General features: G+C 63.5%; 17 protein-coding genes. 9 read left to right on the top strand and 8 right to left on the bottom strand.

The window, feature by feature from the left end; translation table 11 throughout:
* Nucleotides 1-34: 34 nt before the first annotated feature.
* Genes BMF35_RS13925 through BMF35_RS02650 form a run of 3 tightly spaced genes read right to left on the bottom strand, consistent with a single transcriptional unit; the run spans nucleotide 35 to nucleotide 2875 of the window.
* Nucleotides 35-160, bottom strand: coding sequence for a hypothetical protein (locus BMF35_RS13925; RefSeq protein ID WP_257786335.1), 126 nt, complete (start codon nucleotides 158-160; stop codon nucleotides 35-37).
* Nucleotides 161-194: 34 nt separating this feature from the next.
* Complete coding sequence (locus BMF35_RS02655; RefSeq protein ID WP_052766035.1) at nucleotides 195-1184, bottom strand: agmatine deiminase family protein; 990 nt, start codon at nucleotides 1182-1184, stop codon at nucleotides 195-197.
* Between the two features lie 5 nt (nucleotides 1185-1189).
* Complete coding sequence (locus BMF35_RS02650) at nucleotides 1190-2875, bottom strand: M28 family peptidase (RefSeq protein ID WP_236781544.1); 1686 nt, start codon at nucleotides 2873-2875, stop codon at nucleotides 1190-1192.
* Nucleotides 2876-2930: 55 nt separating this feature from the next.
* Here BMF35_RS02650 and glnE point away from each other — a divergent pair, with 55 nt between their 5' ends.
* The 4 genes from glnE to BMF35_RS02630 all read left to right on the top strand — a co-directional run bounded on the left by glnE (nucleotide 2931) and on the right by BMF35_RS02630 (nucleotide 7716).
* Complete coding sequence (gene glnE / locus BMF35_RS02645) at nucleotides 2931-5594, top strand: bifunctional [glutamate--ammonia ligase]-adenylyl-L-tyrosine phosphorylase/[glutamate--ammonia-ligase] adenylyltransferase (protein ID WP_156172181.1); 2664 nt, start codon at nucleotides 2931-2933, stop codon at nucleotides 5592-5594.
* Nucleotides 5591-6067, top strand: a complete 477-nt coding sequence (locus tag BMF35_RS02640) for a peroxiredoxin (RefSeq protein WP_047006801.1) — start codon at nucleotides 5591-5593, stop codon at nucleotides 6065-6067. Before glnE ends, BMF35_RS02640 begins: the two co-directional genes overlap by 4 nt.
* A gap of 14 nt (nucleotides 6068-6081) precedes the next feature.
* On the top strand, nucleotides 6082-6867 hold the full coding sequence (locus BMF35_RS02635; protein WP_082115667.1) for a ferritin-like domain-containing protein: 786 nt from the start codon (nucleotides 6082-6084) through the stop codon (nucleotides 6865-6867).
* 150 nt (nucleotides 6868-7017) lie between these two features.
* Nucleotides 7018-7716, top strand: a complete 699-nt coding sequence (locus tag BMF35_RS02630; RefSeq protein WP_047006800.1) for a M23 family metallopeptidase — start codon at nucleotides 7018-7020, stop codon at nucleotides 7714-7716.
* Between the two features lie 76 nt (nucleotides 7717-7792).
* On the opposite strand, the gene galU is transcribed toward BMF35_RS02630, so the two are convergent.
* Nucleotides 7793-8668 (bottom strand): UTP--glucose-1-phosphate uridylyltransferase GalU, encoded by an 876-nt coding sequence (galU, locus tag BMF35_RS02625; RefSeq protein WP_047006799.1) that lies wholly within the window; start codon nucleotides 8666-8668, stop codon nucleotides 7793-7795.
* A 104-nt stretch (nucleotides 8669-8772) separates the two neighbouring features.
* On the opposite strand from galU, the gene BMF35_RS02620 reads away from it, so the two are divergent.
* Complete coding sequence (locus BMF35_RS02620; RefSeq protein ID WP_047006798.1) at nucleotides 8773-9015, top strand: hypothetical protein; 243 nt, start codon at nucleotides 8773-8775, stop codon at nucleotides 9013-9015.
* On the opposite strand, the gene BMF35_RS02615 is transcribed toward BMF35_RS02620, so the two are convergent.
* From BMF35_RS02615 to BMF35_RS02600, 4 genes are all read right to left on the bottom strand, one after another.
* Nucleotides 9009-9257, bottom strand: a complete 249-nt coding sequence (locus BMF35_RS02615) for a ribbon-helix-helix domain-containing protein (RefSeq protein WP_047006797.1) — start codon at nucleotides 9255-9257, stop codon at nucleotides 9009-9011. The two genes, BMF35_RS02620 and BMF35_RS02615, sit on opposite strands and share 7 nt — an antisense overlap.
* 7 nt (nucleotides 9258-9264) lie before the next feature.
* A complete protein-coding gene (locus BMF35_RS02610) occupies nucleotides 9265-10098 on the bottom strand; it encodes a fatty acid desaturase (protein WP_047006796.1) in 834 nt (277 codons plus the stop codon).
* A 119-nt stretch (nucleotides 10099-10217) separates the two neighbouring features.
* Nucleotides 10218-10940 carry an acetoacetyl-CoA reductase gene (gene phbB, locus BMF35_RS02605; protein ID WP_047006795.1) on the bottom strand — a complete coding sequence of 241 codons (723 nt, stop codon included), beginning with the start codon at nucleotides 10938-10940 and terminating at the stop codon, nucleotides 10218-10220.
* 121 nt (nucleotides 10941-11061) lie between these two features.
* Nucleotides 11062-11832: a hypothetical protein gene (locus tag BMF35_RS02600; protein ID WP_047007533.1), complete on the bottom strand. Its 771-nt coding sequence runs from the start codon at nucleotides 11830-11832 to the stop codon at nucleotides 11062-11064.
* A 325-nt stretch (nucleotides 11833-12157) separates the two neighbouring features.
* On the opposite strand from BMF35_RS02600, the gene BMF35_RS02595 reads away from it, so the two are divergent.
* From BMF35_RS02595 to holA, 4 genes are read left to right on the top strand one after another with little or no spacing between them, the layout of a single operon-like run.
* The gene (locus BMF35_RS02595) at nucleotides 12158-12607 is read left to right on the top strand and encodes a DUF3576 domain-containing protein (protein ID WP_047006794.1); all 450 of its coding nucleotides are present in this window, start codon (nucleotides 12158-12160) and stop codon (nucleotides 12605-12607) included.
* A 19-nt stretch (nucleotides 12608-12626) separates the two neighbouring features.
* The gene (locus BMF35_RS13830; RefSeq protein ID WP_047006793.1) at nucleotides 12627-15254 is read left to right on the top strand and encodes a leucine--tRNA ligase; all 2628 of its coding nucleotides are present in this window, start codon (nucleotides 12627-12629) and stop codon (nucleotides 15252-15254) included.
* Nucleotides 15251-15757, top strand: coding sequence for an LPS assembly lipoprotein LptE (gene lptE / locus BMF35_RS02585; RefSeq protein WP_047006792.1), 507 nt, complete (start codon nucleotides 15251-15253; stop codon nucleotides 15755-15757). The genes BMF35_RS13830 and lptE overlap by 4 nt, the downstream gene beginning before the upstream one ends.
* Entirely contained in the window at nucleotides 15754-16788 is a 1035-nt protein-coding gene (gene holA, locus BMF35_RS02580; RefSeq protein WP_047006791.1) for a DNA polymerase III subunit delta, read from the top strand. The genes lptE and holA overlap by 4 nt, the downstream gene beginning before the upstream one ends.
* The last annotated feature ends 91 nt before the right edge of the window (nucleotides 16789-16879 follow it).

The following is a 16879-nucleotide window of genomic DNA, read 5'->3' as shown; positions in this document are numbered from 1 at the left end:
TTAAGGACCATTTCCGCTTTTCATGCAGGGAAGGTTACATGAAGGGGATGGCCGGGCCCGCCGCGATCAGCGCGATTGCGCAGCCCGCAACTATAACGCCGCGCGCGCTCTCGAAAGGCAATGCGATGGTCTTGCGGGTAAAGGCGACGGCTTTGGCCATGAGGCCATTATCGGGGCCAATCCCTAACGAAAAGTTAAGAGGGTTTCGCCGGAACGTGGCAGCTGGCGCAGTGGAAACTGCCGCCACCCGTCAGCACGGCATCGGCGCGCAAGCCCACGGCTACTCGGCCCGGGAAAAGATCGCCGATGGCCGCCACGGCGTCATCGTCATGCGCCGAGCCGTATGTGGGCACGACCACCACATCATTGCATATGGCGAAGTTCATGTAACTGGCGGGCTCCGCCTCATCGCCTTCACCCATCCAGCCGGGTGAGGGGATGTCATGCACCGTCAGCCCGAAGTCCTGCGCGCGGGCGCGGGCATCGTCATACACCGTGCGGTTGGGATCGTCCGGCGTTGAGGCACGCGGGATAGCGATGGCGTTCTCGGCGACCATGCGCGCGAGATTATCGACATGGCCATCCGTATGATCGCCCGCGAGGCCGTCACCCAGCCACAATACGCGCTCGAAACCGAGATCGCGCTGGAGGTTCGCCCAGATATCCTCGCGGCTGAGTGAGGGATTGCGGTTCGGGTTCAGCAGGCATTGCTCTGTCGTCACGACGAGGCCGGTGCCATCGGTTTCGATCGCACCGCCTTCGAGAATCCAGTCCGCGCGTGAATAAGGCAGGTCAGCTGCTTCAGCGAGCGACGCGCCCGTTTCCTGATCGCCTTCCATGATGAACTTGCCGCCCCAACCATTGAAACCGAAGCCCTGCGCGCGCCGTTCGCCATCACCGTCCAACACAGTGATCGGTCCGGTGTCGCGCAGCCAGATATCGCCATAGGGGTGGCGCTCCATCACAACGCTGCTGCTCACCAATCGCCGTGCGCGCGCTTCCGCCGCGGCGTCGCGCACCACCAGCCGCACCTGCTGGCCGGTTTCCGCAACCGCATTGGCGAACGCCGCCATCTGCTCCTGCGCGGGGACGAGGTTCTCTTCCCACAAGTCGGCATGGGCGGGAAAGCCGATCCAGATCCAGTCCTGCTGCGCCCATTCGGCGGGCATGCGAATGCCGGGCATGATGCTCAGCAGCCGCTGCGCGAGGCGTTGCAGCTTTGCTGCCGCGCGGCCTCGAACTCGTCGCCTGCATTCCACGCTGGCCAGTCGCCCGAATTGCCGAGCATTCGCGCCAAGCTGTAATACAGGTCGAGATCCTGCATGATGCCGGACCAGTCCCAGCTCTCGTCATATTCATCGCCCGGCGCGTGATAGGCGTTTTCGCGGTAGGCTGCTTCCGCCGCCTCGCCCGCTTCCACGCCGCCTTCGACGAGGTCGAGGCCGGATTTCACGTAATACATCGGCACGCCGCGCTTCACGAAGGGGAAGTGGTCGGACCGGTAGTAATAGCCTGCCTGCGGGGCGGGATCCGCCGATAGCGTGCGGCCTTGCTCTGCCAGCGCATCCTCTAGAAAGGCGTCCAGCTCGCTCTTGCCCGCGCCGCGCGCCACGACATCGCGGGATTGCCCGCGCACGGCGATGCCATCCATATTGATGCCCGCAACCGTATTGGCGTGCGGGAAAACGGGGTTGGCGGCGTAATATTCCGCGCCCAGCAAGCCCTGCTCTTCTGCAGTCACGGCAAGGAACACCAGGCTGCGTTCCGGCGGGCCGGCAGCGACATGCGCTTCGGCAAGAGCGGCCAGCGCCGCCGTGCCGGTCGCATTGTCGATTGCGCCGTTGCAGATGCTGTCTTCCTCATCCGGGGCGCAGATGCCCAGATGGTCCCAATGCGCGGTGTGGATGATATATTCGTTCGGCGCCGTCGTGCCGCGCAAGATGCCGATCACATTGTTGGAGGTATAGCGGCGGAACGTGTTGTTGAAGCTTGTGGAAGCTTCCACCCCGAGGGACACAGCTTCGAAGTCGGGCAAGCTGGCAGCCATCGCCATTTCGTCGAAATCCATGTCGGCCGCATAGAAAATCGCTCGGGCGGTCTCGTTAGATACCCAGCCATTCATCAGCGTCTGGTCGCTGCCGTCCCCGCCCGTATCGGCATAGCTTTGTGCGCCCGACCAGCTGCCCTCGACGACGTTCCAGCCATAGCTGGCGGCGAAATCCTCATGTACGATGATGGCCGCTGCTGCGCCCTGTCGCGCGGCTTCCTCGTATTTGTAGGTCCAGCGGCCATAATAGGTCATGGCGCGGCCATCGAATGTGCCTTCCAGGCCTTCCTCATTGAAATCTGGATCGTTGACGAGGATCAGCGCGGTCTTGCCGGTCATGTCCACGCCTTCATAGTCGTTCCAGCCGCGTTCCGGCGCGTTGATCCCATAACCGACGAATACGATCTCGCTATTCTCCAGCGAGGTTTCCGCAGTCTGGCGATAGCTGACGCCGACCCAGTCCTCGCCATAAGTGAATTCTTCATCGCCCACGGTGAGCGGCGCGAAATCGCTGCCGGTGATCTCCACCAGCGGCACTTCCTGCGTCCACGCGCCATTATTGCCCGGTTGCAGTCCGGCAGCCTCGAATTGCTCGATAAGGTAGGCGACGGTCCGCTCCCCGCCCGGCGTGCCCGGCAGTCGGCCTTCGAATTCGTCGGAGGACAGCGTGCGGACCATCTCCTGCATGCGCGCTTCGGAAATTTCGACTGCGGCGGGCTGCTGCGCCGTGGTTTCGGCGCAGGCGGTGAGGGCAAGGGCGGCCACGGGGCCGGCGAGCAAGGTGGTGAAACGCAACATGAAACGCTCTCTCCAGAAAAAGCGCGCCATGTGTGGCACCCGCGAGGCTTGCGGGCAAGATGCGATGCGGGCAGGAGCGGCGGCGATGGATCCCGATTGGCAATCCGCATTGGAGCGCGCCCGCGCCCACTCCCCCTTCCTGCGCCGAGCGTTGGAGCGACGGCCGGAGCTGGCCGGAATGCTGGCGGAAGGCCGGGGAGAAGATGCGCTGGCCGCAGCGCGAGCGGCAGGCGAAGGCGAGAGCGACACCGGCGTCGCGCTCCGCCGGGAGCGCCTTTCGCTGGCCTTGGTGCTGGGCGTTGGCGACCTTGCCGGCAGGTTCGATGTGACCCGTGTCATGCGCGAGCTTTCCACTTTTGCGGACGATGCGCTGGACCGCGCGATGCAGGCTGTGGTGCAGCGCCGCGTAGACGGCGCGGACACCGACGGCTTTTCGGCGCTGGCGCTCGGAAAGCAGGGCGCGGACGAGCTCAATTATTCCTCCGACATCGATCCGATCCTGCTCTTCGATCCGGAGCGGCTGGCACGGCGCGAGCGGGATGAACCGGGCGAGGCGGCGCAACGCTATGCGCGGCATTTGGTGCAATTGCTGGGCGAGATGACGGCGGAAGGCTATGTGCTGCGGGTGGACCTGCGGCTGCGTCCGGCGAGCGAAGTCACGCCGCTGGCCGTAAGCTTCAACGCCGCCATCAGCCACTACGAATCTTCTGCATTAACATGGGAACGGGCCGCTTTCATCCGCGCGCGCGCTGCTGCGGGCGACATCGCAGCGGGCGAAGACTTCCTCGACGATATCCGCCCCTTCGTGTGGCGGCGCAGCCTCGATTTCACCGCCATCGAGGAGGTGCGGCGACTTACCGCGCGCATCCGGCAAGCCTATAAGGGGCCGCGCGAGGTGGGACCGGGCTTCGACATCAAGAAGGGGCGCGGCGGCATTCGCGAGATCGAATTCTTCGCCCAGACGCACCAGCTCATCTATGGCGGTCGCGATCCAACCTTGCGCCAGCGCGGCACGCGCGCCGCCCTCGATGCGCTGGCCGCTGCCGACATCATCCAGGCCGAGGATGCCCGCGTGCTGGGGGAAAGTTATGACAGGCTGCGCGTTATCGAGCACCGCCTGCAAATGGTCGACGACCGGCAGACGCACAGCGTCCCCGATCGGCCCGAGAGCATCGACAATGTCGCGCGGCTCGCCGGGATGGCGAATGGCGCGGCGCTGATTGCCGAGCTGTCCAGCATCACCGGCGAAGTGGCGCGGCGCTATGACGATCTGCTGGGCGAGGATGCGGAGGAAACGCGCAGCACGGGCAGCGTGCCCGATGCCTTTCGCGACCGTTTCGAGGCGCGAGTGGACAATTGGCGCGCCCATCTGCGCGCGCTGAGATCGAGCGAAGCGAACAAGGCGTTCGATGCCATGCAGGACGACCTGCTCGAAGCGCTGGCCGCGGCCCCCGATCCCTATCACGCGCTCGCCCGGTGGGAGACACTGCTCACCCGCTTGCCGAGCGCCATCAACCTGTTCCGCCTGTTCGAACAGCGCCCCGGCCTGCTCGAGCGTGTACTGCGCATCCTTACATTGGCCCGCCCGCTCGCCGACGCGTTGGCGCAGCGGCCCGAGCTGCTCGACGCGATGATCGACCCGGGCGCGCTGGCACTGCCGGGAAGCGTCGACGAATTGGCCGCGCGCATAAAAGCAAGCGAGGACAGCGGTTATGAAGCGCGGCTCGACCGGTTGCGGCAGGTTGTGGGGGAGGAACGCTTCGCTCTCGGCGCGCAGATGGTGGAATGTGCGCATGATCCGCTCGCCATCGCCGAGGGGCTATGCCGCGTCGCCGAGGCCGCCGTGCAAACCGGCGCGGATGCCGCCATCGCCGAATTTCGCGCCACCCATGGAGAAATCGCCGATAGCGAACTGGTGATCCTCGGGCTCGGGCGGCTGGGCGGCGGCGCGCTGACCCATGCCTCCGACCTCGACATCGTGTTTCTCTTCACCGGCGAGATTGGCGGCGAGTCCGACGGGCCGCGCCCGCTCTCGACCTCGCTCTATTACAACCGCCTTGCTGCGCGGGTGTCCGCAGCGCTTTCCGTGCCCACGGCAGAAGGCGCGCTCTACGATGTCGATACGCGGCTGCGACCGCAGGGAAAGCAGGGCCCGCTCGCCGTCAGCTTCGATGCCTTTGCCAAGTACCAGCGCAAATCGGCCTGGACATGGGAGCACATGGCGCTCGCCCGCGCGCGGCCGATTTATGGCTCGCCCTTGGCGAAAGAGCGCCTCGCCGCGCTGGTGCGCGATACGCTCTGCCAAAAGCGCGATGCGGCCAAGCTGCGCCGCGAAGTGCTGGCCATGCGCGCCGACATTCTTGCCGCCAAGCCGCCAGCCGGTCCGCTCGATGTGAAGCTGATGCGCGGCGGACTCGTCGATAGCGAGTTCCTGATCCACTATTTGCAATTGCGCGAGGGCGTTGGGCTAGAGCCTGCACTGGAAAAGGCCATTGCCGCGTTGGCCGATGCCGACCTGCTGCCAGGAGGCCATGCCGCAAACCACCTCACCCTGACGCGCTACCTAGTCGCCAATCGCCTGTTCGCGCCCGACGGCGCAGAGCCGGTGCCCGCGACCGCCAATGTGCTGGCGAAGGCATGCGGCGAGGAAAGTTACCTGGCCCTGTTGCATCGGCTGCGTGAGGCAAGGCAAAGCATCGCTGCGCAATGGGCCGAGCATTTCGGCGAAACACTGGAGATCGAGAGATGAGCGACAGCCGGCCGGATACCGGAGACATGATGCCCGACACGGCGATGGAAGGTGCCGATGGCGCCACCATCAAGCCGTCAGACTTTCGCGGGCGCAAGCTGGTGATGTTCTTCTACCCGAAAGACATGACGCCGGGCTGCACCACGGAAAATATCGAGTTCACGCATTCCAGGGCCGACTTCGAAGCGGCGGACACCGCGTTGCTGGGCGTCTCGAAAGATCCTTATGCGCGGCACGAGAAATTCATCGCCAAGCACGATCTCGCCAACCCGCTCGCCTCCGATCCGGAGAAGGACGGCATTGCCGATGCACTCGGCATCTGGGTCGAGAAAAAAATGTACGGCAAGACCTTCATGGGCATGGAGCGCACGACCTATCTGGTCGATGCCGAAGGCCGCATCGCGCGCGTCTGGCGCAAGGTAAAAGTGAAAGGCCACGTGGAAGAGGTGCTGGAAGCAGCCCGCAGCCTCTAGGTCGCATTCACTCCATGACCCTTTCTCAGGCCATCCGCGATGCGCTGCTGATCGGTGACAAACGCGCCAAGGTGATGAAGACCCGCCGGCTTGTGCGCGATTATCGCCTCGGCCGGCTCACACCTGTGTTCGACGTGACCATGCCCGACCATCCCGCCTGGCCGGGCAATCTCGACGTTCGCCCGCCAGGCCAGATGCCCAAACGCGGCAGAGGCGGGTCAGAGCGCAACCGCATCGCGCTGTGGCACAGTCTCGCCCATATCGAATTCGTCGCCATCGATCTCGCGCTCGATATCGTCGGACGTTTCGGTGGACAAATGGGCCCCGACTTTATCGCCGACTTCCTCGCCGTCGCCGCGGACGAAGCGATGCATTTCGCATTGATCGAGCGGCACCTTGCCACGTTGGGGGCCACTTATGGCGACCTGCCCGTGCATGGCGGGCTGTGGCAGGCTGCGCAGGAGACCGCACACGATGCCGGCGCACGCCTTGCCGTGGTGCCGATGGTGCTGGAAGCGCGCGGGCTGGATGTAACGCCTGCCACGCTGGAACGGGTGCGCGCGCAGGGCGATTCGCGCGGTGCGGCAATCCTCGAACGAATCCTTGACGATGAAATCCGCCACGTTTCGGCGGGATCAAGCCATTTCGACGCACTTTGCCGTGCAAACGGAAAAGTTCCCGAAAAACATTGGAAAATGCTGGTGAAACGCCATTTTCGCGGGAGCCTGAAGCCACCATTCAACGACTCAGCGCGTCTTGCAGCCGGTTTGCCGCGCGAATTCTACGCCGGTGTTGCTTAGTTAAGATTTGCCCGCATACCTCACAATCAAGACGCGGAGGGGTGGTTCCGGCCTCCCTCAAAAATATACGACGAAGCGACGGATCGTGTCGCCGAGTTCAACTGACGATGGCGCGTTCCGGCGCGCCTGAAGAGAGCAAAGAGGGATCGCATGCTACTCAAATTCGCCAGCTTTATTGCCGTGGGTTCGATGGCCATCGCCTCGCCCGCACTGGCCGATGAAACCGAAATTGCCGATGGCGTTATCGACCTGACGGCCGTCGCTGAAGCACCTGCCGACGCGGCAAACGCCGATGCAGAAGAGTTCAACGAACTGTTCGCCAGCTGGGAAAGCCTGGAACAGGGCGCCCGTGTTACCGCGACCGGCGATATCACCGCTGCACCGCGCACCGCCTATTCCGTGCCGTCTCGCATGCCGGTGAACGAATATCGCATGTCGAGCGCCTATGGCATGCGCAACCACCCGGTCCTGCGCCAGCGCCGCGCCCACAATGGTGTCGACCTTGCCGCGCCGACCGGGACGCCTGTTTACGCAACGGCTGACGGCGTCGTCGAATCGGCCCGCTATTTCGGCTCCTATGGAAACTATGTGCAGATCGGCCATATGGGCGATCTCGAGACCCGTTACGCGCACCTCTCGCGCTATACGGTTCGCGCCGGCGACCAGGTCCGCAAGGGCGATCTGATCGGCTATGTCGGCTCGACCGGCCGCTCCACTGGCCCGCACCTGCACTATGAAGTGCGCGTTGCCGGAGAGCCGGTAAACCCCATTCCATACATGCTTGCGGACCTCGAAGCCGAAGCTGCCAATGGCGAGCGCCTTGGCCGTGGCGGTGGCCCCGAAGAATAAGAGTTCATCCTTGGACGGATAGAGACAAAGGCGGGCTTCGCGGCCCGCCTTTTTCTTTTGCGCGCTATCGCATGCGTTATTGCGCGAGCAGGCGCTGCGCGATCGCGCGGACTTCGTCGCCCATGTCCTCACGCTCCAGCGCGAGGGCCAGCGTCGCTTCGACAAAGCCTGTCTTGCTGCCGCAGTCGAAGCGGCGGCCTTCGAAGGTCACGGCGTGGAAAGGCTGGTTGCCGATCATGCGCGCCATGGCGTCGGTCAGCTGGATCTCGCCCCCCGCGCCTTTGCCCTGGTTCTCCAGCGTCCGCATGACTTCGGGCTGGAGAATGTAGCGCCCGGAAATGATCTTGTTCGACGGCGCCTCATCCACCGGCGGCTTCTCGACCAGGCCCTTCACTTCGGTCAGCGCGCCCTTGCTTTCGCCGGGGTCGATAACGCCATAGCTCGATACGTCGTCGCGCGGCACTTCCAGCACAGATATAAGATTGCCGCCGACCTCTTCATAGGCCTTCACCATCTGCGCCATGCAGCCCGGTTCACCCACCATTATCTCGTCCGGCAGGAGGATGGCGAAAGGCTCGTCGCCCACGATGGCACGGGCGCACCAGATCGCGTGGCCGAGCCCCATCGGCACTTGCTGGCGCACGGTGATGATGTCGCCCGGCGTGAACCGGCTGGAGTCGAGAACGGAGAGGTCCTTGCCGCGCTCCCCCATCGTGGTTTCCAGCTCGTATGCCACATCGAAATGTTCGACGATGGCCGTCTTCCCGCGCCCGGTCACGAAGATCATCTGCTCGATCCCCGCCTCGCGCGCTTCGTCCACCGCATACTGGATTAGCGGGCGATCGACGATGGGCAGCAATTCTTTCGGAATGGCCTTGGTCGCGGGCAGGAAACGTGTGCCGAGCCCCGCCACGGGGAACACGGCCTTGCGAATGGGTTTGCGAGTGGTCATGCGCGTTTAGTGCAGAGCGCGGCGGGCGTGGTCAACCGCCTGTTCGAGCGCCGCGCGAACCTTTGTCTGCTTTCATGCGTTGAGGCGGTGAAAGGACTTCAACCATGCTTATCAAGCTCGCAGTACTAGGTGCCCTCGGCTACGCCGGGTACCGCTATTACGACAGCCAGAACCGCCAACGGAACGAGGCGTTTGCCGATAACCAGGCGGGCGGCGAGAACTTTGCGCAGGTCCGCGATGCCGGACCGGACGCCATGCGCGATCCGCCCATGAAGGACACGTGGGACCAGGTCGACGAAGAAAGCGACGAGGCAACCCCGGCCAGCGATCCGCCTGCCAATTACTGAGGCGCTTCGGCTGCCGCTAGTTCGGCGGCCAGCCACAACCTGATGGCAGTTGCGAGGCCGGGCGGACGCTCGGCCTCGATCCGTTCGGCATCGATACGCGCGACCAGCGCGTTGAGCGGCAGCCGTGCTTCCGCAGCAGCATCTTGAAGCATGTCCCAGAACAGCGGTTCGAGGCTGATGGATGTCTTGTGTCCGGCAATCTCGACCGAGCGTTTGACCGGCGGATGATAAATGTCGCGCATCACGGCGCTATAGCCGAATAATCGCTCCGCCGCGCCTTTCGACCAGAGGTTCTGCCGCTTCGAGCACCTGCCGGTAGCGGTAGAACGGGATCCACGGATAGAGATGATGCGCCAGATGGTAATTCTGCTGCATCCACAGCGCCGACCCGATACGGTGCCAGCGGCGCGGCAGGATGAAAGCGCGGGTCGCGCCGAAGCGGCCCTCGCCGGTGTAAGGCGCGTGGACGAGGTAATCGAACAGGAATGACAGCAGCGTCATCCCGATGATCGCAGGAAGGAGGATGACAAACAGCGCGACCTGCCATCCGGCGGTGACTGTAACGACAACCGGAACGGCGAGGCTGGCGGTATTCTCCAGCACGGCGAGCGCGCGGGTGCGGTTGTCGGCCAGCCGCCAGCCAATGCGATAATGCGAGAAAACCACCGTCATGCAGCGCAGCAGCACGCTCCACCACCGCTCGCCTGCGACCCAGTGATCGGCATCCATGTCCGGATCGTTGAGATGGCGGTGATGCGCCAGATGCGTCAGCCGGTGCAGCGAGATGTTGTGCAGCAGCGGAAAGACCGCCGTGAAGCCGACCACGTAGTTCAACCACTCATGCCGCCCGCGTGCGATGGAGCCGTGCGTGCTGTCATGCGCTGGGGTGTAGGCAAGGTACGCGAAGACCGCATTGATCGGCAGCGCAGCCCAAAGCGGCAGCCATCCCGTAGCCGCAGCGAGCACGGTGGCGCTCCAGCCGGTGATGATCGCGGCGGCAAGGACGATGGTCGGCCATGCAATGCCGACTTCGAGACCGCGCACCGTGGCGATCACCTGTTTCTCGATTTCGCGCGTCTGCATACCGACATCCGTTAGTTACACGAATGTCAGTTATATCCTTACTTACATCAATGCAAGGAAAGAATAGGCGAGGGCAGCAGGAGGCGGCGGCTCGAACCAGCCCCTCCCGCGCGCCGCCATCAATACATGTGCTGGCCGCCATTGATGCTCATGGTGGAGCCGGTGACGAACGCGCCGTCTTCCGAGGCGAGGAAGCTCACGCCGCGGGCGATCTCGTGCGCCTGGCCCAAACGGCCAACGGGGATCTTGGCGACGATCTTTTCCAGCACGTTCTCCGGCACGGCGGCGACCATGTCTGTGTCGATATAGCCCGGCGCGATGGCGTTGACGGTGATGCCGTAGCGCGCGCCTTCCTGCGCCAGCGCTTTGGTAAAGCCGTGGATGCCGGACTTGGCGGCGGCGTAGTTGACCTGGCCATACTGGCCCGCCTGCCCGTTGATCGAGCCGATATTGACGATGCGGCCCCACTTGCGCTCTTTCATGCCTTCGAACGCCGCTTTCGCCATGTTGAAGCAGCCGCCCAGATTGGTGCGCATGACGTCGTTCCAGTCGTCATAGCTCATCTTCATCAGCGTACCGTCGCGTGTGATGCCGGCATTGTTGACCACCACGTCGATCGGGCCGACCTCCTCTGCGATCTTGGCACAGCCCTGCTGCACGGCATCGAAATCGCCCACGTCGAACTTGTAGGCCGCGATGCCCGTCTCGTCGGTGAAGGCGCGCGCCTTCTCATCATTGCCGGCATAGGTCGCGACGACGGTGAAGCCATCATCCTTCAGCATTTCGCAAATGGCCCTTCCGATACCGCGGGTACCACCGGTGACGACTGCTACGCGTGCCATACATCTCTCTCCTGTTTTTTCTTCGGGTCGTATTTTGTGCGAACGTCTTAAGACAACGGGCGGCACCCGCGCAAAGAAAAACCCCGCCGCAGCGGGGCTTCGCATACGAATGTCTGAGAAATCAGAAGCGGAATTGCGTGCCGACGTAAACGGCCTGGCTGTCCTGCTGGTCCAGATTGGGGACGGGCACGAGGTCGCGATCCTGCTCGTACCGGACGCCTGCGGTAATATCGAAATTGCGCGTCAGGCTGTAGCTGCCACCGATATCCAGCAGCTGGTCGGACACGGTTTCGCCGGAAACAGTGGCATCGCGATCGCGACCCTCATCCAGCGCGATGCGCGCGCCAAACCGGCCCGGCTCGTCACGCCGTGCTGACGGACGCGCGAGGTCCGCCAGATCGGGAATGTTGGCGCGCGACAGCGTGCCGGAAAGCTGCGGCGTCACGCTGCGCGCAGCAGGTGCCTCTTCCTGTGCGAAGCTGCCATAGCCGCGAGCGAGGCCGAGATTGAACCGCGTCGGCGTGACACGCAGCGGCGTCGGCCGGCTGGTGACTGTGCTTTCGGCACCGACCGAGCGGCCCGAAAGCACATCGGCCAGCGTCCGGTCGACACGAACGGCGACGGTGATCGAGCGCGGCTGGGTGGACGAAGCACTTGCAGCAGGTGTGAAACGCATCATACCGGCATCGCCGCCGCGTTCGGCAACAAGGCGCGCAAGGCGCGGATCGGCATTGGCAGGGGTAAATGCGACAAGGCCATCGCTATCTTCCACCAGCGCGCTGTTTGCACCGCTGGTAAAGGCGAGGCCGGCAGCGGGAAGGGCCACAGCCAGCAGCGCGGCAGACGCGCCGAGCGTCACCTTGCCTGCCAGACTTGTGCGTGCCTTTTTCATGCCGCCCTTATCTTTCCCATCAACTGGACTCGCCATGAACATAAGCGTTCCCGCTGCGAGTCGTTTTGATCCAGCGATATTTCTAGGCCCCTTGCATGACATTTTCCAGACATAGTGCTGTCATCGCTCGACTTTGTCCGCGGTGTTGCCCGCAATCCACATACGAAACAGCGCGCAGGGGCGCTTCGTGCAAACGATGGCATTAAGCACCGGTTCACGCCGAAGCGGCGCTTTTGTGGCCAACGCCTTCCTCGCGCCTTGCCGGGGCGGGCATGCTCGCTATAGAGGCTGCTTGCAGCGATTTTCATCGATTACAGGACCGATAATGGCACTTACCAACGCTTCCGCTTTCGCCCGTGCATCCCTGCTGGGGCTGGCCACACTCGGCCTGGCTGCCTGCGGCGGCGGTAATGACGATCGCCTGCGCGCCGATATCGCCGCATCGCAGGTCACTGCCATCGGCGTGAATGCCTATCTCTGGCGCGCATCGCTCGAAACGCTGAGCTTCGCCCCGCTGGCGCAGACGGACAGTGCCGGTGGCGTGATCGTGACGGACTGGTACGCCAATCCCAATTCGCCGAACGAACGGGTGAAAATCTCGGTCGCCATTCTCGACCAGGATCTACGCGCCGATGCGCTGCGCGTGGGTGCCACGCGGCAGGTGCTGACGAACGGCCAGTGGGTCGATGCTCCGGTGCAGGCGGCAACCGTGCAGCGGCTGGAGGATATCATCCTCACCCAGGCGCGCGATTTGCGGCGTTCAACTGTCAACTGATCTCCCCTAGGGGGCTTTCATGAGCAATGAACGATTCGATCCGTCCGTAGCCGACGGGCGCTGGCAGCGTGCGTGGGACGAGGCTCGCTGCTTCGAGGCAGACAGCACCAGCGACAAGCCTAAGACATACGTGCTGGAGATGTTCCCCTATCCCAGCGGGCGCATCCATATCGGCCATGTGCGCAATTACACGATGGGCGACGTGCTCGCGCGCTATCGCAAGATGCGCGGTGACGAAGTGCTGCACCCCATGGGCTGGGACGCGTTCGGCATGCCCGCCGAAAACGCGGCAATGGAAAAAGGCGTCCATCCCGGCGGCTGGACCTATGAGAATATCGCAACGATGAAAGGCCAGCTCAAGCAGCTGGGCTTCGCACTCGACTGGAGCCGCGAATTCGCCACTTGCGATCCGGATTATTACGGTCACGAACAGGCGCAATTCATCGACATGTACGAAGCGGGCCTCGTCTATCGCAAGGAAAGCGAGGTCAATTGGGATCCGGTCGACATGACCGTGCTCGCCAACGAGCAGGTGGTGGACGGCAAGGGCTGGCGCAGCGGCGCAGAGGTCGAGAAGCGCAAGCTCAACCAGTGGTTCCTGAAGATTACGCAATTTGCCGACGAGTTGCTGGAGGGCCTCGACAGCCTCGAGGACTGGCCCGAAAAAGTGAAGCTGATGCAGGCCAACTGGATCGGCAAATCGCAGGGCCTGCAATTCGCTTTCGACCTGTCGAATGGCGAGAAACTGCCGGTCTACACCACGCGGCCCGATACGATTTTCGGGGCGAGCTTCGTGGCGGTGGCAGCCGACCATCCGGTGGCGCAGTCGCTGGACAGCGATGGGGCGCGCGACTTCATTGCCCTGTGCAAGAAGGGCGGGACCACCGCAGCTGAGCTGGAGACGGCAGAAAGGCTGGGTTTCGATACCGGCATCACGGCCAAGCATCCGTTCACCGGCGAGGCCTTGCCCGTTTACATCGCCAATTTCGTGCTGATGGAATACGGCACCGGCGCGGTGATGGCGGTGCCCGGCCACGACCAGCGCGATTTCGAATTCGCCACGAAATACGGACTTCCCATCAGCGAGCAATTCGTGTTCGAAGGCGCTGAACTAGATAAAAATGCCGGATTTTACGTTATCCCGGGGCCCTCAGGCGAGGATGATTGGGAACTCGAATTCTACCATGACTTTCGAAAGGAAGCTTTGGAAACAAAACCTACTCACGGCGTAGAGTATGAGTATCTGAATCCAGATATGCGGCGGTTGTTGAATGAAGAATGCGGCCCAGCTCCGTTTTACTCGAGTAAAGCAGCTGTCGACGCCGTAATCTTTCGTGCCGAGAGCGAAGGCTGGGGCGAGGGCACCACCGTCTGGCGCCTGCGCGACTGGGGCGTGTCGCGCCAGCGTTATTGGGGCACGCCCATTCCCTTCATTCATTGCGATGCTTGCGGCGTGGTGCCGGTGCCCAAGGCGGACCTGCCGGTGAAACTGCCGGACGATGTCGATTTCTCCACGCCGGGCAATCCGCTGGAGCGGCATCCGACCTGGAAGAACGTCGCCTGCCCGATATGCGGCGGCGCGGCGCGGCGCGAAACAGACACGCTCGACACCTTCGTCAATTCCAGCTGGTATTTCCTGCGCTTCGCCAGCCAGCCGGCGGACAAGCCTTTCGATGCCGCCGAAGTCGCGCAATGGATGCCGGTCGCCCAATATATCGGCGGTATCGAGCATGCGATCCTGCACCTGCTCTATGCCCGTTTCTGGACTCGCGCTCTGGCACACGTCGGCACTCTCGATGTGAAAGAGCCCTTCGCCAGCCTGTTCACGCAGGGGATGGTGACGCACGAAACATACAGCCGCAAGGATGGCCCGCGCGAGATTTTCTACCCGCCATCCGAGATCGAGCGATCGGCCGATTCCGCAGCGTTGATTTCCGATGGACAACCGGTCGAGATCGGCAAGGTCGTCAAGATGTCTAAGTCGAAGAAGAACGTCGTCGACCCGGAGGACATCATCCGCGATTACGGTGCCGATGCGGTGCGCTGGTTCATGCTGTCCGACAGCCCGCCCGAACGCGACCTGCCATGGTCCGAAGCCGGCATCGAAGGCTGCGGCCGCTTCGTCCAGCGCCTCTGGCGGCTGTTCGGCCAGTACGATGCTGGCGCATCGGGCGAAGATATGGCGCTGGCCCGCAAGACCCACCAGACGATCGCTGCAGTCGCGTCCGATATCGAGGCGCTGGCCTTCAACAAGGCGGTCGCACGGCTTTACGAACTCACGAGCGCTGCGGAGAAAGCCAAGCCTTCTGCCAGCCGCAACCACGCGATCCGTTCCATCCTGCTGATGGCCTCCCCCATGATGCCCCACCTTGCCGAAGAAGGCTGGGCCGCGATGGGCGGCGAGGGGCTGGCCGCGATGGCCGCATGGCCCGAAGTGGACGACGCGCTGCTGGTGGAGGAAGAGGTCACCATCGCCGTGCAGCACAAAGGCAAATTGCGCGACACGCTGACGGCGCCCAAGGACGCCTCGAAAGAGGATCTGGAGGCGCTTGCATTGGCGAGCGAGAAGGTCCAGCGTTCGATCGATGGCGCGGAAATTCGCAAGGTGATCGTGGTGCCCGGCAGGTTGGTCAATATCGTCACATGAAGCGCGCGACGCGCCTTTGTCTGGCCCTTGCCGCCTTTTCCCTGCCCCTTGCCGGATGCGGTCTCCAGCCGATCTATGCCGGCGGTGCCAACGGCGTCGTCGCCCGCGAACTGGCCTCCATCGAGGTCGCCCCGATCCCGGGCCGCGAAGGCTGGCTGGTGCGCAATGCCCTCAATGACAGGCTGGGCCGCGGTGAAGCGATGACCGGCTCGCAATACCGGCTGGACGTGGTGCTGGACGACCAGCTCGAAGGCCTCGGCCTGCTGACCGACGACACTATCGGCCGCCAGCGCCGCATCCTGCGCGCCCGCTACCAATTGGTCGATACCGCAACCGGCACCATCCTGGTCGACGCGACGGCAGGGTCGGATGCGGGGATCGACGTCGTCGGCTCCGAATTCGCGACCATTGCAGCCGAGCAGACGGCGCTTGAAAATCTCTCGCAGGAAGTCGCAGACCAGATTCTGGTGCGCATCACCCGCACCCTGCGCGAGAGCCGATGAAGGCGACCCAGCGCGACTACGCGCAAGCGGCGCAGAAGGCACAGGGGAAACTGCGCATCCACCTTCTCTGCGGCGCCGATGAAGCAGGAGCCAGCGCAGCGGCCAAGAAGCTGATCGGCGCACTGCACGACCCCGGGGAGCGGCTGGAGCTCACCGGGCAAGACCTGAAATCCGATCCCGTCAGGCTGGTCGACGAGGCGCGCTCCACATCCCTTTTCGGCGATGCGAGGCATATCCTCGTGCGCGCCTCGGGCGAGGAGGCGCTGGAGGCCATCAAGACCTATACCGAGCTGGCCGATCGCGGCGAGGCAGATAATGCCTGGCCGATCTTCATCGTTGCGACTGCCGCCACCGACAAGTCACGCACAGCAAAACTGCTGGTCAAGCGCGGTGATGCGCTGGTCGCGGTGTTCTATCCGCCAGACTTGCGTTCCGTCACCGGCGATGTGCGCGCCATGGCGGACGCCGCGGGACTGCGCCTCAACGGCAATCTGGCAGAGCGGATCGCCCATGCCGCCGGGCTCGACGTGCGCCTCGCCCAGTCGGAAGTCGACAAGCTGGCGCTCTATCTCGATGCCTCGCCGCAATCGCCCAAACAGGCCGAGCCCGCCGATTTCGACGTCATCGGCGCATCGACCGAGGAGGACGGCTTCATGCCGCTCGTCAATGCAGCGCTCTCCGGCGAGACGCGCAAGCTGCCTAGCGAATTGCGCCGGATGCGCGAAGTCGGGCTGAACGCCGTGGCCGTTGCGCTTGCGATGGAGCGACGTGCTGCCCAACTCGCCGTGCTGGCATCGAAGATGCGACCCGGCGAGGATATGAAAAGTTTCCTCAATGCAAACGGTGTGTTCTGGAAAGACCACCGCGAAGTGATCGACCAGCTGGGCAAATGGAACGGCGGAAAGCTGGAGAGGCTTGTTCCGCGCCTCGCCGAACTGCATCGCAACCTGCTTGCCAACAGCCAGATGGCAGAGCTGATCCTTGCGCAGGAGCTGGCGCAAATCGCCCGTTATGCGGTCGTGCGTCGGTAGACTGCCCGCCCTGGTTGCATAATGCGGCACATTAGCGCGGATATCGGGCGAATCGCACTGAATCTTCAGGAAATGTGTGCTAGGTAAAAAC

The sequence above is a fragment of the Aurantiacibacter gangjinensis genome, from assembly GCF_001886695.1.
Taxonomy (GTDB): Bacteria; Pseudomonadota; Alphaproteobacteria; order Sphingomonadales; family Sphingomonadaceae; genus Alteraurantiacibacter; species Alteraurantiacibacter gangjinensis.
Note: the sequence above shows the minus strand (reverse complement) of the source record. Positions and strands in the feature narration are given on the sequence as shown.